Below are 20,145 nucleotides of genomic sequence, written 5' to 3' on the forward strand. Positions count from 1 at the left end.
CAAGGCAGCCAGTACGATGAGCCCATTATTATCACCTGAATCTCCAGAGCTAGATGACGCCCATTTTGCTCTGTTGGCGAATTATGCCAAACATTTAGGACGCGCCCCCAAAGCCATTCGTTTTGCGACGAATAATGGCGAGCGTCGCTCACGACAAAAAGGTCATGGCATGGAAATGCTTGAGCTTCGCGCCTACCAAGCCAGTGATGATTTACGCCATATAGATTGGCGGGTAACCGCGCGAACAGGCCAAGCGCATACGCGTTTGTATGCACAGGAAAATGACCACCAGCGACTTTTGTTATTGGACCTATCCAGCAGCGCGTATTTTGGTACGCGTCATACTTTTATCTCTACTCGCTTTATCCAATTAGCTGGCATTATTGCATGGCGTTCCAAACAACAAGGCGACACTTTGTCTTATCGGATCGCTTATGGAAACCAAGACTTTGCCAGCAATAAATCAGGGACTCTGCCAATATTGCTGAACGCCCTTAAAGAGGCCTCGATTGTTGACAATAGAGCCAAGGGCAGCAGCGCTTCCAGCATTTGGTCTAATTCACTGCTGACCAGTAAAGCTCACAACAAAGACGTGATCATATTGACGGATAAGCAAAGCTGGAATCAAGACGAAGAAAGTGCGCTAATGAAGCTGGCGGAACATAATACCGTGCACTGGATCCAAATCATCGACAGCAACGCCTTTAATTTACCCTCTGGGCAATATCAAATGGCAGACACTAAAGGCATAAGAACTGTGTCGATTAGCAAGAAAAGCATGCAGCAAGCCAAAGCGGACTTTTTCAGCCAAAATACGCTAATGCGCAAAAAGCTGGCCTCTTTTGGTATTCGCCATCAAATATTTGATATCACCGAATCACCAGAGAAAATCGCCCGCTATTTACTATCACAAGGAGCGCTTCACTGATGTCTGCGGCACTGACTCCTTTACAATCACAAGCGCAAACACAGGCAATCGATTTACCAAACAAAGCGTATATGTTGCCTCAATCTATTCCTATGTGGCCACCAGCTTGGTGGACTTGGCTGGTTGTCGCGGCCATTGCTCTCGTCATTATTGGCTTGCTCGTTTTGTGGTATCGACGCCACCAAAAGCGAGCTTATCGACGAGAAGCCTTATCGAACATTCGCAAAACCGCGAACGACCTGACGGATAAAGAGTGCATTGAACTTTGCCATGAAATGGTTCGACGCTGTTTAATAAGCGAAGGCAAAATCGAAACCGCTGCCCTCCCAAGCCACACGCTGTTTTCTTCATTGGATGCTTCTATGCCGAAAAAACGTCAGTTTGCCTCACTTGCCAGCGAGTTTATTGACGGCCCTTATAGAAACCAAATTGAGTTAACCCAAGAACAACGCAGCACCATGATTAAATACACTTGTTACTGGATAAGGAAGCACCATGCTTGAATTGTCTTGGCCTTGGTTTCTCCTGCTTTTACCCTTGCCTGTTATTATGTATTTTCTCCCCAAAGCCAAACCAAAAGGAGATGGTATTTGGTGGGGAAACAGCGAACACGTTATTAATCATCAAGATAACAAAGCCATCAGCAAACGCCCTAGCCTTGGCTACCTGTGCTTGATCATATCTTGGATTTTATTGGTCTTGGCAATCACTCAACCTGTGTGGCTGGGTGAGCCGACAAAAGTAACCCCGTCGGGTCGTGATTTGCTGATAGCTCTGGATCTATCTGGCAGCATGCAAGTCAGTGACATGGCTTTGAATGACCAACCTGCAAACCGATTAGAGGCCGCCAAATCGGTCTTATCCGACTTTATCCAAGCGCGCCGTGGCGACCGTATTGGGGTCATTGTATTTGGCTCAAAAGCCTACCTTCAAGCGCCATTAAGTTTTGATACCAAGACGATCAACCAATTGGTTCAAGAAGCTCAGATCGGCTTTGCCGGCGAACAAACGGCCATTGGCGACGCGATTGGATTGAGCATTAAAAGGCTCGAAGACAAACCATCCGATAAAAAAGTGCTGATTTTAATGACCGATGGCGCAAACACGGCAGGACGGGTGCAACCTCTACAAGCCGCTGCATTTGCAGCGTCGCAAAATGTCCGTGTTCACACCATAGGGATTGGCGCAGACAGCATGATCGTACAAAGTTTCTTTGGCCCAAAAGCCATTAACCCATCTACCGATCTAGACGAAACACTACTAAAGAATATTGCCGCTCAAACCGGAGGCGAATATTTCCGCGCCAAGAGTACGCAAGATTTACAAGCCATTTATCAAACGCTAGACGCACTAGAACCCACACCTACCGAAGATATTTGGCAACGACCCTTAACCAGTTTGTTCCATTGGTTAGGTCTTGGCTCTCTCGTCTTTTTAGTGTTGTCGCTACTTGCTAGCCAACAACTTCAATTTAAAAAATCTTCTCGCCGTAGCAGCGCACCTCATCGAGGAGATCAAGTATGATACTTTTTGACATTATTCATTTTGAACGCCCTTTATGGCTTATTTTATTACCAATCACCTTATTAATAGCGTTCTTAGTTACGACCAAAAGCGCCAACAGCCGCACTCTTAATAAGGTGGTTGACCAACGTCTAATGCAACATTTGGTCTACAAAAATACGGCCAGCAACATAAATAAATGGCTCGGATTAGCCGCCGTTTCATTATGCTGGATCGGGCTAGCAGGCATTAGTTGGACCAAAGCCCCAAGTACCATGTTTGAAAACACCCAAAAAACGATCTTGGTTGTCGACCAGTCTATGTCAATGTACGCCACAGACCTTAAACCCAATCGTCAAACCCAACTAAAGCAAACCATTCGAGACATATTAGACAATAGCAAGGAAGGCGAAATAGCCTTAGTCGCATTTGCGGGCGAAGGCTTTGTCATTAGCCCTTTTAGCCAAGACAGAGAGACCATTACCCATTTTTTACTCGCATTAGATCCGCTTATTATGCCGGTATACGGCAGCAACTTAACCAGTGGCATCGAATCTGCCTTATCGCTTAGTCCAAATAGTGCCGAACCTGTGCATCTTATTGTGTTAACCGATGACTTAAGCGAACAAGACCAGAACACTATTCCCGCGTTACTTAAGGGCAAAAACATACAACTAGACCTGATTGCCGTCGGAACCCAAAACGCCTCCATCATTAAATTACCAGACGGGCAGATCCTGAGAAAAAATGGCCGGAATGTCATGCCTACGACCCCGATCGACGATTTAAAAGCGTTAACCACCTCACTTGGCGGTCGCTTTTACCAAGGACGTTTGACACCTCAGTCGTTAGAAGACATAACAGATACCGCATTGAGCAATGAGCAGACTCAGAAAGCGCAAAACAAAAGCATTCATTGGATAGAGCAAGGCCACTGGTTTGCCCTGCCCTTTTTGCTTTGGCTGGCCTTCCAGTTTAGAAAAGGCATGCTCTTTATGCTGCTGCTAAGTGTGCTGTACTTTCCTTCTGACAAATCATACGCAGACCCACTGGATTGGTTTCTAACCCCCGATCAAAAAGGCCAACAAGCGGTCGATCAAGGTAATTGGCAAGCGGCTGATCAATACTTTCAACAGCCAGAATGGAAAGCCGCTTCGTCGTACGCATTAGAAAACTACCCAGAAGCCGTTAAACAACTGAACAACTTAAATAGAAATGCCGCAGATAATTACAATCTAGGCAATGCTTTAGCATTATCCGGCGAAACCGACCAAGCCATACAGGCTTATGAAAAAGCCCTAGAGCAAGACCCATCGTTAAAAGCCGCCAAAGAGAATCTTGAGTATTTAAAGAAACAGCAGCAAGAACAGCAGAAGAAAGACCAACAACAAAAAGAGCAACAAAAGTCTAAACAACAGAACCAAGACAAGAATCAGGACAAGCAATCCGATTCTAGTGACCAAAATGACTCAAAAGATGATCAAGAAGCAAAAAAAGACGATAAAAATAACGAAAAACAAGACAACACCAAAACTCCTGAGGATAATAAGCAAAATGATAACTCAGACGAGCCAGAGCCAAGCGAGCCAGAAAAAGCTCAGCTAGATAAAGAAAAAACGCAGGCACTTAACCAGTGGCTAAGACAGATCCAAGACGACCCAGGATTGCTACTGCAGCGTAAGCTCTGGTATTTACACCAAGAAAAACGCAATGAAAATAGATTTTCGCAAGAGGATGGGCAAAACCCATGGTAATGAAGCAATACCTTCTTTCATTAATATCACAAAACAAGCCACATCGCTTGTTTGTCTCACTAATGACAACTTTGCTTTTTATTATAGTATCAAGCTCACTTCATGCCGCCAGCGTTACCGCTTCTCTTAATAAAAATGTTGCCAATGAAAACGAAGTTGTTCAACTGACTCTTCGTGCTGACTTCTCAGATACAGGCAACGGCCCTGACCTAACGCCATTAGAGCGCGACTTCGAAATTTTAGGTAAAAGCCAAAACAGTCAATTTAGCTTTAATTTAGGCACGAGTACGGCCCTTAATTTTTGGGTTATTACCTTGATGCCAAAATCCGTTGGTACGGTTGAAATCCCTCCTATCAAAATAGGCGACCTTGAATCTCAACCCATTCGCTTGACCGTAAAAAGTTCGCCTCAGCTTTTGGATGGCAATGGCAATCCGCCCGTGATGATCAAAACGGAAGTGTCTGAAGTAGAGCCTTACCTACAGCAAGAAGTCATTTTAAGTGTAAAACTTTATACTTCTGTGGCCTTACAAAATGCAAATCGCTCAGTGCCATCACATCCAGACCTTGTGTTAGAAAGACTGATTGATGATCAAGTGGATTATCAAACCGTTAATGGCACACAATATCAGGTTATTACTCGTGAATATTTAGCTTTTCCGCAACGCAGCGGGCAACTCACTATTCCACCACAAACTATTCAGGCGATGATAAATACATCGACAGGACGACGAATGATTAAGGTGCAAAGTGAGCCTCTTAACCTTCAAGTCACTCCTATTCCAGCAAGCTTTACGGGTGACGCTTGGCTACCAAGTAAAAAAGTAACGGTATCGACCAGTTTGGATAAAACAAACGATGCGCCACGCGTGGGTGACACATTAATTTGGACAATTGATATCAAAGCCGAAGGGGCGCTACCAGAGCAGATTCCAACACTGGATTTTAATAGCACTCGTAACTACAAGCTGTATCCAAAACCACCTCAGTTTAGCAACCAAAAAAATGCAGCTGGCGTGACGGGGAATCAAACAATCGTAGTTGAAGTTGTGCCAACCGAGGAAGGGAAATTATCGCTGCCTGATATAAACATTACCTACTGGAACACTGACGAAAGAGCCATTAGTGTCGCGAGTGCCTCAACCGACACTATTGATATTGCCCCGCTTCCCAACAGTTCTGGTCAGTCCGATGGCGCAACAACAAGCAACAAGCCAACAATCAGTGATCCTTTACCTGCGCAAAGTCGGTCTGTCGCGCCCATCTCTTTAGCTAAAAAGGCGGTTGAGCCTACCAAAACAGAAGCGCAACCCGACTTGCTGCCAACCCCATCAAGCGAGGGTAAATCACTGCGTGACTACCTTATTAGTGGCTTGCTGTTTTTGACTGTTCTTTTGCTAGGCGCATGGCTGTTCATTTGGCTAAAACGTAAAAAGCAAGACGTGAATACAGACCATGATGTACCGACACTGCAAGAGTTTGCTCCTCTGAGCACAGTGAACGAAGAAAGCGCTTATAAAGCATTAATCGCTTGTTGCCAGCAAGACAACTTACAATCGTTAAGACCAAGCCTATTAGAGTGGGCTCGCCACCGCTGGGGAGATGATGAAATACGCAGCGTAGATGACATCAAACGCCTAACATCAGTACAAGTTACACAACTGCTGATGGAAGCTGAAATCATGCTTTATTCGAATAATCCGGCGCACGAGTGGCAAGGTGAACCACTGGCAGATGCTTTAGAAGAATTTACAAGCGGGCAAGAAAAGCCCTCTAAAGCCAGTCAACTAAAAACACTCTATCCCAATTTTTAATGAATGCTATTGCCTAAAAGGACCACCATGATGACACCATATCAATCCGGCATTGTTGCCGAAGCTTCAAGTGATGCTCTTTTTATTACACTGAATGCAAATAGATCCGAAATTAGCAGCCTTAAAAGCGCCCTAGCGGCCGCTCCTGAACTGATTGAAGGGCTTCAAGCACAATTCCCAGATGCTGAACTTCACGCCGCTGTAGGCCTTAGCAGCTTAATATGGGACGAATTAGACACTGAGCGACCAAAGTTTCTTGCACCTTTTCCTCATATCACAGGCAAAGACATCGAACTGCTACCAACGGACGTTGACTTGGTTCTGCATATTCGCTCTTCTCGTCATGATGTCACTTACCAATTGGCTAGCATTCTTTTTAAAGCGTTTGGAAAAAGCGTTACTCTAGTCGATGAAGTCAGCTGCTTTAAATATCTGGATAACCGAGACTTAACAGGTTTTGTAGATGGCACAGAAAACCCAGCGGGTGAACAGCGTAAAGCCGTCGCCCTCGTTGGCGATGAAGACCCTAGCTTTAAACAAGGTTCGTATTTTAATCTGATGCGCTTTGTTCACGATCTAGAAAAATGGGAACAAGAAGACTTAAAAACCCAAGAAGATATCTATGGACGTACCAAACATACGAACCAAGAATACCCTTCAGCCGAAAAGTCTGTTCACGCTCACACCAAACGTACGTCATTGAAAGATGAGAACGGCAATTCTTTGGAAATTTTACGTCATAGCATGCCCTTTGCGTCTTTAACAGAAAAAGGCCTAATGTTTGCCAGCTACAGCAAAACCCCTGTTATTTTTAACATGATGTTAGAAAGCATGGTGAAAGGTGACGAGAACGGCAACACAGACCACTTAATGAAGTACACCCAAGCAACAACAGGACAAGCATTCTTCGTCCCATCCAATGATTGGCTGAGATCTTGCGCCAACAAATAGCGTACAGCTAATCGATACTACGCAAAAACTAACGCCCAATAAAAAAGCCACTTCAAATTGAAGTGGCTTTTTAGTTTGCGATCATTCTATTGCAAGAAATACATCGAACGATTAACGCTCGATTTCCGCATTATTCTTTAATAGATTTTGCTGAGCTTGCGTATTCAAACTCGCTTGAGTTTGGTTTAGGTAGCGCTCGTAAGCCAATTTCTGATCATCAGAAAGTGTCAAATCACCAACCGAAACCTCATTTAAGCGAATCAAAACCAAATCACCGTTAGATAGGTTTTCGATACTCTCAACAGGGGCATTTGCTTCTGGGTGTGGCAATGCAAAAGCCAACGAAGTAATTTCGTCTTGCCCGCGCTTAGCCGCTTCAACAGAAGTCCATGACGCTGAATTAGATTCTTTCACTTTTTCAGCTTTTGCCTTCAACGATTCCAATGCCTTCTTCTGCACAACGATAGAAGCAACCTGCTCTTTCGTTTCATCGTACGTTTGGAAGGATTCTGGCTTGTGATCATTCAAGTGCACAACAACCACTTGGTCATCGTTAAGCTCAATCAGACTACTATTTTGACCATCTTCCAAGACTGTCACATCGTACGCCGCAGCAATCACTGCTGGATTACTAGTGATCTTATCAGTACCGCCTTCTCGACCAAAGTACGCACTCTGAAGAATATCAACACCATACTCTTTGGAGATTGCATCCAATTTATCGCTGGCATACGCCAAGTCAGTGATGTCTTCATGCGCTGTTAGCAATGCATCTCTGGCTTTATCTTGACGTAGGCTTTCTTCTAACTCTGCTTTTTTAGAAGCAAAGCTTGGAACATCTGGCTTGGTAATATCATCCAACTTTATTAGGTGATAACCATACTGGGTTTTAGCCTGTTCAACATCGCCTTTTTTCATAGAAAATAAGACGTTATCAAATTCATCACCCATGGTGCCTTGCTCAACATAACCTAAGTTACCAGCATCATTTTTCGAACCGATATCATCAGAATACTCTGCGGCCATATCCGCAAAGCTTGCGCCTGATTTTAACTTAGCCTGAATTTCATCGATAAGTGCTTGCGCCTCTTCGTCTGATCTTTCTGATGTATCGATCAAGATATGTGACGCAGACCTTTCTTCTTTAGGCAGGCTTGAGATAGAAGCTTGGTAAGCATCTTGAAGTTCTGCATCAGTAACATTCACTTTGTTGTAAAAATCTGAGCTAGAAATCACAACATAGTTCAGCTTAACCTGCTCTGGCGTCTTAAAGCTGTCTTTGTTTTCATCGTAATAGGCTTTTAGTTCTTCATCCGTCACGCTAGTGATTTCTGATTCATCAGCCAATGAAAAAGATACGTAATCATACGATCTTGTTTGAGATTGAAGCTTAGAAACGCCTTCTACTTGATACGGTAAAACAAACTCCGACCCAGCAATCGCATTGCGTGGCTGCTGAATAAGCACATCTTGTTTAATACGCTCTTTAAAAGCTAGAGGTGTAAATCCAAGTGAGCGAATGAAATTAAGGTATTTATTTTCATCAAATTGGCCATTGGTTTGAAACTGTTCAGCCTGTAATAAATACGCATTCACTTGAGCATCAGAAACACCCAAGCCTAATTCTTTTGCTTGATTGGATAATACAGCACGCTGAATAAGCTCATCCAATGCTCGACGTTGCAGCAAGTTGTCTTCTAACAACGCTGGATTAATTTGCCCACCCATCATCGAAATTAATTGTCTGCGTTGTGTTTCTGCACCTTGCAGCATTTGCGTTCGGCTGATATCAACACCATCAACTTCTGCAACTTTATCGGATGAACCAAAACTTTGAACCAAGGCATCTACGCCAAATAGAGCAAAAGTCACAACGATAAAACCAACAATGATCTTTACCACAATTCCTTGTGACTTATCTCTGATATCCTGGAGCATTACTGCCTCCAAATGAGTGAATTAAATGTCCAATAAAAAAGGTGCATTCCGCTTGGAATACACCTTTTGTGTCTAATGGCGGAACAGACGGGACTCGAACCCGCGACCCCCTGCGTGACAGGCAGGTATTCTAACCAACTGAACTACTGCTCCAAAAACATTAGTTTACAGCGTCTTTAAGACCTTTACCTGCCTTAAAGCCAGGAACCTTCGCTGCTTTAATTTGGATTTCCTCACCAGTTTGAGGATTACGGCCTGTACGTGCCGCACGTTCTTTAACTGCAAAAGTACCAAAACCAACTAGTGTAACCTGGTCACCTTTTGCTAAAGCCGCTTCAATTGCTTTTAGTGTTGCGTCAAGAGCATTGCTAGCAGAAGCTTTAGATAAATCAGCAGAAGCTGCAATAGCATCAATCAATTCAGATTTGTTCACGTTGTACCCCTTCAGTATTTTCGTGGTTCCTTAATTTTTTTCGGCTCAGTATAAACACACCTACCAACAAGGCCGAGCGAGAAGTTATACAAGCCCGACCTACTACCTGTCAACACAGGATATGCCCTTAATGATGACTTACAGTTTCTTGTTCATCAACAGTTTTTTCACTAGAAGGTAAGGTTTCTACCTTTTTTGGTGAAGGAATGTACTCCAAAGCGATATCCAGCACCTCATCAATCCACTTAACAGGGATGACTTCGATGTCGGCTTTGATATTATCAGGAATTTCCTTCAAATCACGAGCATTTTCTTGCGGTATAATGACGGTTTTTATACCACCTCTATGAGCCGCCAGAAGCTTCTCTTTAAGCCCACCTATAGGTAGCACCTCCCCACGCAGCGTAATCTCGCCAGTCATTGCCACAGAGGCCTTAACGGGGATCTTTGTGAGCACAGAAACAATAGCTGTACACATAGCGACACCAGCACTCGGGCCATCCTTAGGCGTCGCGCCTTCTGGAACGTGCAAATGAAGGTCGGTTTTTTCATGAAAATCTTCATCAATTCCCAGACCAATCGCTCGACTTCTGACAACGGTTAATGCTGCCTGAATAGATTCTTGCATCACATCGCCAAGCGAACCTGTCTTAACATGACGTCCTTTTCCTGGTACACCAGCCGCCTCGATGGTCAATAATTCACCACCAACAGAGGTCCAAGCCAAGCCTGTAACTTGACCAATTTGATTTTTTTCTTCTGCTTTTCCGTAACTAAATTTATGAATTCCAGAAAAATCTTCTAAATTTTCACTCGTTACTTCGACAGCTTTTGTATCTTTTGCCTTAGTTAAAGCCTGCTTTTTCACCACGCGACGACAAATTTTACTTAACTCACGCTCCAAACCACGCACACCCGCTTCTTTGGTGTAGTAACGAATGACATCCATAAGTGCATCATCCGTCACCTGAATTTCTTTCTCTTTTAATCCAGCTTGCTTGATTTGCTTAGGCAATAAATAACGTTTTGCGATGTTAAGCTTCTCGTCTTCGGTGTAGCCTGGAATACGAATTACTTCCATACGGTCAAGCAATGGACCAGGAATATTCATACTGTTCGACGTACAAATAAACATTACATCAGATAGATCAAAATCCACTTCAAGATAATGATCATTAAACGTATGGTTTTGCTCTGGATCCAATACTTCTAATAGAGCCGAAGCTGGGTCACCACGTTGATCCATGCCCATTTTATCGATTTCATCCAATAAAAAGAGTGGATTCTTAACTTTTACTTTGGCCAATTTTTGCAACAATTTACCTGGCATGGAACCGATGTATGTACGGCGATGACCACGTATTTCAGCTTCATCACGTACACCACCAAGTGCCATACGAACGTACTGACGGTTCACGGCTTTTGCAATAGATTGCCCCAGAGACGTTTTACCAACACCAGGAGGCCCAACCAAGCAAAGCACAGGCCCTTTAACTTTCTTCACGCGCTGTTGAACAGCCAAAAACTCTAAAATGCGTTCTTTAACATCTTGTAGACCATAATGGTCTTGGTTAAGAATTTTTTCAGCGTAGGCCAAGTCATTACGCACTTTGCTGCGCTTTTTCCATGGCAATGAAGTTAACCAATCGATATAACCACGAACCACTGTTGCCTCTGCAGACATTGGCGACATCATACGCAGCTTCTTCAATTCAGCTTCTGCTTTGTCTTTGGCTTCATCAGACATACCCACTTCATTAATTTTTTCCTGAAGCGCGTCTAATTCATTGCCGCTGTCTTCCATGTCTCCCAGCTCTTTTTGAATGGCTTTCATTTGCTCATTCAAGTAGTACTCACGCTGGCTTTTTTCCATCTGTTTTTTAACACGGCTGCGGATGCTTTTTTCGAGGTGAGCAATATCCAACTCGCCATCCATCAAGCCAATTAAATACTCGCCACGGCCAGTGAGTGAATCTATTTCCAACACTTTCTGCTTATCTTCAAGCTTCAAGCTCATGTGGCCTGTGATGTTATCAATCAATTTTGATAGATCATCAATAGACTTTAATGAAGAGACCACTTCTGCAGGGATACGCTTACTGCCAGCAACATACTCATCCAGTTGCTTAATAAGCGCATTGCGGATTACATTGTGCTCTGTGTCATCTTCTTCTTGGACATCCAATTCGGTAATACGACCAAGAACAAATCCTTCACCCTCTTCCATTGATTCAAGGCGAGCACGCTTTCCACCTTCAACAAGCACTTTCACCGTGCCATCAGGTAGACGTAGCAACTGCATCACTTTTGCAGTAGTACCAATTGAATATAAATCTCCTAGTACAGGATCATCTTTAGAGGCATCTTGCTGAGCAACAAGAAAGACATGCTTATCATTTTCCATAGCAGACTCTAATGCCGCTATAGACTTAGCGCGACCAACAAAGAGCGGTAGGACCATATGGGGATACACAACCACATCGCGAAGTGGCAACATTGGCAGTAGTAAAGAATCTGTCATATTTTCTTCCAATTCGGGGCGCATAGAAACAAAGCGCACTTTTCAAATTTAAACAACGATTAGGAAAGAGATAAGGGCGATGCCCGAAATTACAAGCATAGCAACCATTTGAATTTAGTCTACACAGTGTTTTAAAGCGAAACACCATAAAAAAAGCCGAATTTAAGTAATGACACCTAAATTCGGCTTTAAATTAAACAAGTATCAAAAAATTACGCTTTTTTTGCGACGTCTTCTTTCTCTAATACCATTAAAGGTGCTGACTCACCGCGAATAGACGCAGCGTCCAATACAACTTTTTCAACATCATTACGAGTTGGCAGCTCATACATACAATCCAACAAAGAGGATTCTAAAATACTGCGCAAACCACGGGCCCCCGTTTTACGCTCAAGCGCCAATTTAGCCGCCTCTCGTAAAGACTCAGGTGTGAACTCTAGTTCAACGCCCTCTAACTCAAATAAATGCTGATACTGTTTAACCAAAGCATTTTTCGGCTTACTTAAGATAGTCATTAGAGCTTCTTCATCCAACTCTGAAAGCGTTGCCACTACAGGCAAGCGACCCACAAACTCTGGAATCAAACCAAATTTAACCAAATCTTCTGTCTCTACTCGGTGTACCGCTTCAGAAAAGGTTCGACCCTCTTCTTTACTCTTCACCATAGCAGAAAAGCCAATACTACTTTTTTCTGTTCTTTCACTGATAACACGTTCCAAACCAGCGAACGCACCACCACAAATAAACAAAATGTTAGAGGTATCTACTTGCAGAAACTCTTGCTGAGGGTGTTTACGTCCACCCTGAGGAGGAACAGACGCAACCGTACCTTCAATCAGCTTAAGCAAAGCCTGCTGAACACCTTCACCAGACACATCTCGAGTGATAGAAGGGTTATCAGATTTTCTAGAAATTTTGTCTATTTCATCAATGTAGACAATTCCGCGCTGCGCTTTTTCTACATCATAGTCACAGTTCTGCAATAGTTTCTGAATGATGTTCTCGACATCCTCACCAACATAACCAGCTTCTGTTAACGTTGTTGCATCTGCAATGGTAAAAGGAACATCCAATACACGAGCAAGAGTTTGAGCAAGCAATGTCTTACCGCTACCCGTCGGACCAATTAATAAGATGTTACTCTTACCAAGCTCAATGCTTGTATCGGTTTTACCTTGGTGACGTAAGCGCTTGTAATGGTTATATACAGCCACAGCCAAAACACGCTTAGCCTTATCCTGACCAATAACATAATCATCCAACGCAGCGCTCAATTTAGCAGGTGTTGGCAGCTCATCTGATGACTCACCATCTTCTGCTGCTTGAGACAGCTCTTGCGTAATAATGTTATTACACAGATCTACACACTCATTGCAGATATAAACAGAAGGGCCTGCAATTAGCTTCTTAACTTCGTCTTGGCTCTTTCCGCAAAAAGAGCAATACAATAACCGATCGGAGTGGTCGCCACGGCTAAAATTATCATCCGACATTTATTCCACCCTTTTCTTAAACTTTTCGTTTCTGCAATATTTCATCAATCAAGCCGTATTCTTTTGCTGTTTCAGGATTCATGAAGTTATCACGATCCGTATCAAGAGCGACTTGCTCAATCGGCTTGCCTGTATGAAAAGATATAATCTCATTAAGTTTATGTTTAATGCTTAAAATTTCGCGAGTATGAATTTCAATATCAGAAGCTTGCCCCTGATATCCGCCCAATGGCTGATGAATCATTACGCGTGAATTTGGCAAGCAGTAACGCTTACCTTCTGCACCGGCTGTCAATAACAATGCGCCCATGCTAGCTGCCTGACCAATACACATAGTACTAACATCTGGCTTTATAAACTGCATCGTATCATAAATAGACATACCGGCTGTAACCGAACCACCAGGAGAATTGATATAAAGGTGGATGTCTTTATCTGGGTTTTCAGACTCTAGGAACAATAGCTGAGCCACTACCAAGTTAGCCATGTGGTCTTCAACCTGACCAACTAGAAAGATTACTCGCTCCTTGAGCAAGCGCGAGTAAATATCGAACGACCTTTCTCCACGAGCAGTCTGTTCAATTACCATTGGAACAAGACCATTACTTGTGATTGCAACAGGACCAGTAGTTGGATTCGTCAAATTCATATCGCATTCCTTAAAACAAAAAAGTCGACATAGCGAATGCTATGTCGACCTTATTAAAAAAGATAAGACTCGTCTTATGCTTCTTCCCCAGCCTCTTCAGCTTGGGCATTTGGCTTGATAGCGTCTTCATAACCCAAAGTTACTTCAGTAACTTGAGCAGATTCTAACAGTTTATCAACAACTTGCTCTTCAAGTACAGCAGATTGCACTTGCGCCAATTGTTCTTTGTTCTTCAAGTAAAAATCGATTACTTGCTGTGGCTCTTGATAAGCTTGCGCCATATCTTCTAAGAATGAACGTACACGATCATCATCCACTTTCAAGTCATCTTTTTTGATCACTTCAGAAATCAACAAACCAAGCTTAGCGCGTTTTTTCGCTTCATCTTGGAACAACTCAGCAGGCAGCTGAGATGCGTCGAAACCTTGACCACCAAACTGCTGAGCAGCTTGCTTGCGAAGTGCATCAACTTCTTGATCGATAAGCGCAGAAGGTACTTCAACTTCATTGATAGAAGCCAAACCTTCGAACAACGCATTTTTCAATTTAGCTTTAACGGCTTGATTAAGCTCACGCTCCATGTTCTTACGTACTTCTGCACGTAGAGCATCAACGGTCGCATTTTCCAAACCAAATTTTTCAACAAAAGCGTCATCTAGTTCTGGAATAATTTGCTCTGCAACTTCAGAAACTGTGATTTTGAATGTTGCTTCTTTACCTTTCAGGTTTTCTGCTTGGTAATCTTCAGGGAAAGTCACAGTAATTGTGCGCTCTTCGCCTGCTTTAGCACCAATGATACCAGATTCAAAACCAGGGATCATTGTATTGGAACCCAATACTAGCTTGTGACCTTCAGCAGCACCGCCTTCAAAAGCTTCATCACCAAGGTAACCAACAAAGTCGATTGTCACTTGATCGCCATCAGCAGATTCACGCTCAACTGCAGACCAATCAGCATTTTGCTTGCGCAATGTCTCTAGCATAGTGTCAACGTCTGCGTCTGTTACTTCAGATACAACGCGCTCAACTTTGATTGCAGAGCTATCTGCCAATGCAACTTCTGGGTAAACTTCAACTTTTACAACGAACTCAAGATCTGCACCTTCAGCGAAGTTCTTTGGCTCAATAGAAGGCATACCTGCAGGCTGAATAGATTCTTTTTGAATAGCTTCAACATAAGCATCGCGCATGATTTGCTCTACAGCATCAATACGAATACCTTGACCGTAACGTTTTTTCACAACGCTAACAGGGACTTTACCCTTACGGAATCCATCGATACGAATTGTCTTCGCTGTTTTAGCCACTTCAGAATTTACTTTCTCGTCAACACGAGCAGCAGGAACACTAATTGTTAAAACGCGCTCGATTGGAGACGTTGTCTCTACAGAAACTTGCATAAAACTTCCTCTCGGGAACTTGCTTTTAATTTGTTGGCTTCCTTGTCATTAACAAGGCATCTATTCAATTACAGCCAGCAAAACCTAAATAAAAAAATTCAATTAAAGTAATGGACTGAAATGGTGCTCCGTACTGGATTCGAACCAGTGACCTACCGCTTAGAAGGCGGTTGCTCTATCCAGCTGAGCTAACGGAACCTAGATCATTACATTTCATGTGGTGGGCTATTATAGGGATGGAATAGCAATCGTCAACCAATAGACATAAAAAAGCCCAGTAAAACTGGGCCAAAATGATTATTTGCAACCAAGGAACCTAGAATAGCTTAGATCTACTACTCCGAAGTACAAATATCACAAAAGGAACGAGGTAAATAATACAACCCGCTTTTCACAAAAACAAGCGCAATGCGCCAAAACAAAACACCTTGCACTGTATTTGTGCAATTTACACAAACAAGAAATTTTATAATTTTTTTTGAGCTGTGATATCGTTAAAGCATTCAAATAACGAAATTGGGTCAAACCAAAGATGCTGCAAATATTTAATCAAATATACCTTCTTGTAAAACGTTATGGGCATCTGACAAAAAGTCGCTTTCAAAACAGCAACCTTTCTCAAAAGGCCGCTCAATTAACACTGTCTAGCTTGCTGGCAGCCGTCCCTATCATCACTATCATTGTTGGAATATTGAGCTTCACCCCTGCACTGAAAGACATGCAATCACAGCTCTTCAGCCTTATAGAGCAACATATGGCGCCGGGGTCAAGTGACATTATGCTCCCCTATTTAATCGAGTTTTCCGCTCAAACTAAAAACCTCCCAATCGCCGGTCTTATCGCTCTATTTTTAACCGCCCTTTTATTACTCAATAGTTTTGAAAACAGTGTTCAGTCTATTTGGCGGATAGAAAAACCCCGCAAATTAAGGGAACGCCTTTTAACTTATTGGGCCATCTTAACCTTAGGCCCTATCTTGTTTGCAGCGTCACTAAGCCTGTACGGAACGCTGATCTCAATGGAAATACAAGACAACCAGACAAACTCTTGGCTAAATAACTTGCTCGGATTTGCCTCCGTCGTACTGTATTTTTTAATGCTGCTAACACTTAATTATTTAACCCCAAACGCAGACGTATCGGTTAAATGGGCTTCTATTTCAGCCTTAGCTGGGAGCATTGGGCTGTTCCTTCTAAATACAATTTTTAGTTCGTTCGCACAATTTTTCACAAGTTATCAGGTTGTTTATGGTGCATTTGCCGCCATTCCAATTTTCCTTATTTGGCTACAAAGCTCATGGCTCATTGTTTTGGCCTCTATTTGTCTTTGCGCCACCTTGCACAGCATAAAAGGCGCCAACCAAGATAAAAACTTATCATCTGGTCAAGATTAATGTAAAATCCCGCCAATTTTTTCACAATAGGGCCCACCATGACGAACACAATCAACGAACTAAACAAAATTTTAGAAGAAGCAGATTGCTTAGTCGATGAAGCTACGCTAAACAAAGCGCTAGATAAGATGGCCGGTCAAATTACTGCAGACCTTTCTGACAAGCTTCCTCTTGTACTGTGTGTTATGAATGGAGGCTTAATTCCAACTGCTGCGCTAATCGAACGCCTCAATTTCCCTCTTGAAGTGGACTACATTCACGCGACACGCTATGGCATGGAAACAGAAGGCGCATCACTTAATTGGTTAAGCTACCCACAAACGGAGCTAAAAAACAGACACGTTCTGGTAGTGGATGATATTTTTGATCAAGGACACACGCTTCAAGCTATCGTAGAATGGCTAGAATCCCAAGGAACCGATAGCGTCTATACAGCAACCGTCATCAACAAACTGCACGATCGAAAAACAGACATGACACCGGACTATGTTGGAGAAGATGTTGTTGACCGTTTCTTATTCGGCTATGGCATGGATTACAAAGGCTTTTTCAGAAACCTAAAAGGCATTTACGCTGTAAAAGACAGCTAATAACCAAACAAATTACGCCAAAACGATAGACAAAAAAATACCCACTTAAAGTGGGTATTTTTTTAACCTAAAAACACTTAGAAAACGCGGTTAAAACCGTTAAGCGCCGCCACTCGATAGGCTTCTGCCATAGTCGGATAGTTAAAGGTCGTATTCAAAAAATACTTTAATGTATTTTGCTTGCCTGGCTGTTTCATAATAGCTTGCCCGATGTGAACAATCTCAGACGCTTGGTCACCGAAACAATGAATCCCCAATAACTCCAAAGACTCACGGTGAAACAGAATCTTCAACATCCCAACCGCTTCACCCGTAATTTGAGCGCGAGCCGTATTTTTGAAGAAAGCGCGACCCACTTCGTAAGGCACTTTTTCAGCCGTAAGCTCAGCTTCTGTTTTACCAACTGAACTGATTTCTGGGATTGTATAAATACCTGTCGGCACTTCACTGATGAATTCACCACCTGGAGCACCAAACATATTAGCCGCCGCAGCACGACCTTGGTCATAGGCCGCGCTCGCTAAACTTGGCCAACCGATAACATCACCCGCAGCATAAACGTTTTCAACTTGCGTTTGATAGGTATCATTTACTGCCAATTGACCACGGCTATTCACATCAAGATTAATTGACTCTAATCCCAAGTTATCAGTATTACCTGATCGGCCGTTACAGAACAATAAAGCATCTGCACGTAGTTTTTTACCTGACGCCATATGCATAACAACACCACGCTCTGTCGTTTCAACGGAATCGTATGTCTCATTGTGTCGAATAAGCACACCACCATCACGCAAGTGATAGCTTAAAGCATCGGTGATTTCATCATCCAAGAAGCTCAATAGTTTTTTAGCTGGGTTAATCAACTCAACCCGAACACCCAAACCACAGAAAATGGACGCATACTCACAACCGATAACACCTGCGCCGTAGATAATCAGAGAACGAGGTGTGTGGCTCAAGCTTAGAATGGTATCAGAACAATAAATACGAGGATGTGAGAAATCAATATTGGCCGGACGGTATGGGCGAGAGCCCGTTGCGATCACAACTTTCTTCGCGACTAGAAGCTCAGGACCTTTCTCATAGGTATTTACTTCTATCGTGTTCGCATCTTTGAATTTGCCTCGACCAAAGTAAATATCAATTCGGTTACGCGCATAATACTCTGTGCGGCCCATAACCTGCTTATCAATAACTTTATTTGCTCGGTCTAAAACCTTTGGAAATGAAAACCAACGAGGCTCACCAATATCACGGAACATTGGGTTAGTATTAAAGGCAATAATTTCCTTAACAGCATGACGCAACGCTTTTGATGGAATGGTTCCTAAATGCGTACAACTTCCGCCTACTTGCGAACTCGCCTCAATAACAGCCACTTTTTTGCCTGCCTTCGCCGCACTCATCGCTGCGCCTTCTCCGGCAGGACCTGTGCCTAACACCACAACATCATAATGTCTCGTCGTCATAATACCCTCTTTACTGTTCAATTATTTAGATGCGTCGTAAAACGTGTCATCAGAAACTGTTGCGGCCATACCTTTTTTCGTTTCTTTCTCACATTTACCTTTGTCGCCGCCACAAATATCGCAGGCGACCTCCATACCTAACGCACTCATGCCACCACAAGAGCCAGATATAGGCTTTCTACCCATCAAAACTCCAACAGCCATGGCTGCTACCAACAAAAGCATCAGAACAAATGCCAGAACAATAGTTAACATATGATCTCTCCCAAAAAATTCATTGCTTTTAATTCAAATATGGCTCGAAGGCTTTAGAAGAATACTCTTCAAAACCAAAATCGGTCTTCACTAACAAGTACGCTGCAATTCCATTTTGCTGTGCGAATTCAAGGCCTTTTTCAGGACCTAGCACAGTAATAGCCGTTGCAAGACCATCCGCCATTGTTGTCGTTTTATCTACTACTGTCACAGAAACCAGCTTATGTGTGATTGGCCTTCCTGTAACAGGGTTAATAGTATGAGAGTACCTCACACCATTTTTCTCAAAGTAATTCCTATAGTCACCTGAGGTGGCAACAGCAACATCTGTCAATGAAATAACTCTCTCAGCAATATCGTGACCACCTGCAGGACTTTCAATTGCGATACGCCAAGGGGATCCGTCTGATTTCATCCCTTTTGAGGCAATCTCACCACCCACCTCAACTAAATAACTCTCAATACCATGCTTTTGTAACACTAAAGCAACAGCATCAACACCGTAACCTTTTGCGATAGAGGACAGATCAACGTAGATATCTTTTTGTTTGGTTAATCGAAGACCATCCAACGTCAAAAATTGATACCCCACGCGAGACTTCGCCTCATCAATTGCGGCTTGGCTAGGCACGACATCTTCTCGTTTACCTGGGCCAAATCCCCATAAATTCACTAGTGGCCCTATTGTAACATCATACTCACCACTACTCATTTCACTAATCAATAACGCTTTATCGATCACATAAGCCATCTCTTCACTAATGATAGTAGATTGATTGGCTGGTGACTTATTAAAGAGTGAAAGCTCTGAGTTAGGGTCGTAGGTAGACATCAACTTATTAACTCTAACTAAAGCAGAATCCACCTCATCCTTTAGATCGATAGCATTCGGAACATCTTTAGTTGTAAAAAACTTAACTGTATAAGTTGTCCCCATAGTAGGACCGGAAAAACTTACTAATTCAGGACTAAATACAGAGAAGCGGAACACAGCCGCAGTGACAACAAGTAGAAAAGCAAAAAATACTATTTTTTTACGCATATAAATCTT

At 42.9% G+C, this 20,145-nt stretch carries 17 protein-coding genes and 2 tRNA genes; 8 read left to right on the plus strand and 11 right to left on the minus strand.

The annotated features are described in order from the left end of the window. Positions 1-16: 16 nt before the first annotated feature. The 6 genes from DFP75_RS06505 to DFP75_RS06530 are packed head-to-tail and all read left to right on the plus strand — an operon-like array spanning position 17 to position 6,950. Positions 17-928 (plus strand): DUF58 domain-containing protein, encoded by a 912-nt coding sequence (locus tag DFP75_RS06505; protein ID WP_110573470.1) that lies wholly within the window; start codon positions 17-19, stop codon positions 926-928. Continuing rightward, positions 928-1,431, plus strand: coding sequence for a DUF4381 domain-containing protein (locus DFP75_RS06510; RefSeq protein ID WP_110573471.1), 504 nt, complete (start codon positions 928-930; stop codon positions 1,429-1,431). Before DFP75_RS06505 ends, DFP75_RS06510 begins: the two co-directional genes overlap by 1 nt. After that, positions 1,424-2,452 (plus strand): VWA domain-containing protein, encoded by a 1,029-nt coding sequence (locus tag DFP75_RS06515; RefSeq protein ID WP_110573473.1) that lies wholly within the window; start codon positions 1,424-1,426, stop codon positions 2,450-2,452. The genes DFP75_RS06510 and DFP75_RS06515 overlap by 8 nt, the downstream gene beginning before the upstream one ends. Beyond that, positions 2,449-4,185 carry a vWA domain-containing protein gene (locus tag DFP75_RS06520; RefSeq protein ID WP_110573475.1) on the plus strand — a complete coding sequence of 579 codons (1,737 nt, stop codon included), beginning with the start codon at positions 2,449-2,451 and terminating at the stop codon, positions 4,183-4,185. The genes DFP75_RS06515 and DFP75_RS06520 overlap by 4 nt, the downstream gene beginning before the upstream one ends. After that, positions 4,179-5,999, plus strand: coding sequence for a BatD family protein (locus DFP75_RS06525; RefSeq protein WP_110573477.1), 1,821 nt, complete (start codon positions 4,179-4,181; stop codon positions 5,997-5,999). Before DFP75_RS06520 ends, DFP75_RS06525 begins: the two co-directional genes overlap by 7 nt. 27 nt (positions 6,000-6,026) lie before the next feature. Then, positions 6,027-6,950 (plus strand): Dyp-type peroxidase, encoded by a 924-nt coding sequence (locus DFP75_RS06530; protein WP_110573479.1) that lies wholly within the window; start codon positions 6,027-6,029, stop codon positions 6,948-6,950. A gap of 111 nt (positions 6,951-7,061) precedes the next feature. Here DFP75_RS06530 and DFP75_RS06535 read toward each other — a convergent pair whose 3' ends face one another. The 8 genes from DFP75_RS06535 to DFP75_RS06570 form a co-directional block, all read right to left on the minus strand. Further along, on the minus strand, positions 7,062-8,888 hold the full coding sequence (locus DFP75_RS06535; RefSeq protein WP_110573481.1) for a SurA N-terminal domain-containing protein: 1,827 nt from the start codon (positions 8,886-8,888) through the stop codon (positions 7,062-7,064). A 76-nt stretch (positions 8,889-8,964) separates the two neighbouring features. Then, a tRNA-Asp gene (locus tag DFP75_RS06540) sits at positions 8,965-9,041 on the minus strand. A 7-nt stretch (positions 9,042-9,048) separates the two neighbouring features. Continuing rightward, a complete protein-coding gene (locus DFP75_RS06545) occupies positions 9,049-9,321 on the minus strand; it encodes an HU family DNA-binding protein (RefSeq protein ID WP_012069435.1) in 273 nt (90 codons plus the stop codon). Positions 9,322-9,448: 127 nt separating this feature from the next. Next, the gene (gene lon / locus DFP75_RS06550; RefSeq protein WP_110574439.1) at positions 9,449-11,842 is read right to left on the minus strand and encodes an endopeptidase La; all 2,394 of its coding nucleotides are present in this window, start codon (positions 11,840-11,842) and stop codon (positions 9,449-9,451) included. A gap of 212 nt (positions 11,843-12,054) precedes the next feature. Further along, positions 12,055-13,335 (minus strand): ATP-dependent protease ATP-binding subunit ClpX, encoded by a 1,281-nt coding sequence (gene clpX / locus DFP75_RS06555; protein ID WP_110573483.1) that lies wholly within the window; start codon positions 13,333-13,335, stop codon positions 12,055-12,057. Positions 13,336-13,351: 16 nt separating this feature from the next. Next, complete coding sequence (clpP, locus tag DFP75_RS06560; RefSeq protein ID WP_110573485.1) at positions 13,352-13,984, minus strand: ATP-dependent Clp endopeptidase proteolytic subunit ClpP; 633 nt, start codon at positions 13,982-13,984, stop codon at positions 13,352-13,354. 74 nt (positions 13,985-14,058) lie between these two features. After that, positions 14,059-15,384, minus strand: a complete 1,326-nt coding sequence (gene tig, locus DFP75_RS06565) for a trigger factor (protein WP_110573487.1) — start codon at positions 15,382-15,384, stop codon at positions 14,059-14,061. A gap of 121 nt (positions 15,385-15,505) precedes the next feature. Further along, positions 15,506-15,582: transfer RNA gene (locus DFP75_RS06570), tRNA-Arg, on the minus strand. A gap of 334 nt (positions 15,583-15,916) precedes the next feature. On the opposite strand from DFP75_RS06570, the gene DFP75_RS06575 reads away from it, so the two are divergent. Next, positions 15,917-16,777 (plus strand): YihY family inner membrane protein, encoded by an 861-nt coding sequence (locus DFP75_RS06575; RefSeq protein ID WP_110573489.1) that lies wholly within the window; start codon positions 15,917-15,919, stop codon positions 16,775-16,777. Positions 16,778-16,815: 38 nt separating this feature from the next. Continuing rightward, positions 16,816-17,367, plus strand: coding sequence for a hypoxanthine-guanine phosphoribosyltransferase (locus DFP75_RS06580; RefSeq protein ID WP_110573491.1), 552 nt, complete (start codon positions 16,816-16,818; stop codon positions 17,365-17,367). A gap of 77 nt (positions 17,368-17,444) precedes the next feature. Here the strand turns inward: DFP75_RS06580 and sthA are convergent, their stop codons facing one another. The 3 genes from sthA to DFP75_RS06595 are packed head-to-tail and all read right to left on the minus strand — an operon-like array spanning position 17,445 to position 20,136. Continuing rightward, on the minus strand, positions 17,445-18,839 hold the full coding sequence (gene sthA / locus DFP75_RS06585; protein ID WP_110573494.1) for a Si-specific NAD(P)(+) transhydrogenase: 1,395 nt from the start codon (positions 18,837-18,839) through the stop codon (positions 17,445-17,447). A gap of 21 nt (positions 18,840-18,860) precedes the next feature. Then, entirely contained in the window at positions 18,861-19,094 is a 234-nt protein-coding gene (gene nqrM / locus DFP75_RS06590; RefSeq protein WP_110573496.1) for a (Na+)-NQR maturation NqrM, read from the minus strand. Between the two features lie 28 nt (positions 19,095-19,122). Beyond that, positions 19,123-20,136, minus strand: a complete 1,014-nt coding sequence (locus tag DFP75_RS06595) for an FAD:protein FMN transferase (protein ID WP_110573498.1) — start codon at positions 20,134-20,136, stop codon at positions 19,123-19,125. Positions 20,137-20,145 lie beyond the last annotated feature (9 nt).

The sequence above is a fragment of the Marinomonas alcarazii genome (assembly GCF_003208215.1).
GTDB classification, from domain to species: Bacteria; Pseudomonadota; Gammaproteobacteria; order Pseudomonadales; family Marinomonadaceae; genus Marinomonas; species Marinomonas alcarazii.

Excerpts from the sequence above, each read along its gene's own strand:
- DFP75_RS06505 (WP_110573470.1), top strand. The coding sequence starts at position 17 with ATGAGCCCATTATTATCACCTGAATCTCCAGAGCTAGATGACGCCCAT.
- DFP75_RS06510 (WP_110573471.1), top strand. The coding sequence starts at position 928 with ATGTCTGCGGCACTGACTCCTTTACAATCACAAGCGCAAACACAGGCA.
- DFP75_RS06515 (WP_110573473.1), top strand. The coding sequence starts at position 1,424 with ATGCTTGAATTGTCTTGGCCTTGGTTTCTCCTGCTTTTACCCTTGCCT.
- DFP75_RS06520 (WP_110573475.1), top strand. The coding sequence starts at position 2,449 with ATGATACTTTTTGACATTATTCATTTTGAACGCCCTTTATGGCTTATT.
- DFP75_RS06525 (WP_110573477.1), top strand. The coding sequence starts at position 4,179 with ATGGTAATGAAGCAATACCTTCTTTCATTAATATCACAAAACAAGCCA.
- DFP75_RS06530 (WP_110573479.1), top strand. The coding sequence starts at position 6,027 with ATGATGACACCATATCAATCCGGCATTGTTGCCGAAGCTTCAAGTGAT.
- DFP75_RS06535 (WP_110573481.1), bottom strand. The coding sequence starts at position 8,888 with ATGCTCCAGGATATCAGAGATAAGTCACAAGGAATTGTGGTAAAGATC.
- lon (WP_110574439.1), bottom strand. The coding sequence starts at position 11,842 with ATGACAGATTCTTTACTACTGCCAATGTTGCCACTTCGCGATGTGGTT.
- clpX (WP_110573483.1), bottom strand. The coding sequence starts at position 13,335 with ATGTCGGATGATAATTTTAGCCGTGGCGACCACTCCGATCGGTTATTG.
- clpP (WP_110573485.1), bottom strand. The coding sequence starts at position 13,984 with ATGAATTTGACGAATCCAACTACTGGTCCTGTTGCAATCACAAGTAAT.
- tig (WP_110573487.1), bottom strand. The coding sequence starts at position 15,384 with ATGCAAGTTTCTGTAGAGACAACGTCTCCAATCGAGCGCGTTTTAACA.
- DFP75_RS06575 (WP_110573489.1), top strand. The coding sequence starts at position 15,917 with ATGCTGCAAATATTTAATCAAATATACCTTCTTGTAAAACGTTATGGG.
- DFP75_RS06580 (WP_110573491.1), top strand. The coding sequence starts at position 16,816 with ATGACGAACACAATCAACGAACTAAACAAAATTTTAGAAGAAGCAGAT.
- sthA (WP_110573494.1), bottom strand. The coding sequence starts at position 18,839 with ATGACGACGAGACATTATGATGTTGTGGTGTTAGGCACAGGTCCTGCC.
- nqrM (WP_110573496.1), bottom strand. The coding sequence starts at position 19,094 with ATGTTAACTATTGTTCTGGCATTTGTTCTGATGCTTTTGTTGGTAGCA.
- DFP75_RS06595 (WP_110573498.1), bottom strand. The coding sequence starts at position 20,136 with ATGCGTAAAAAAATAGTATTTTTTGCTTTTCTACTTGTTGTCACTGCG.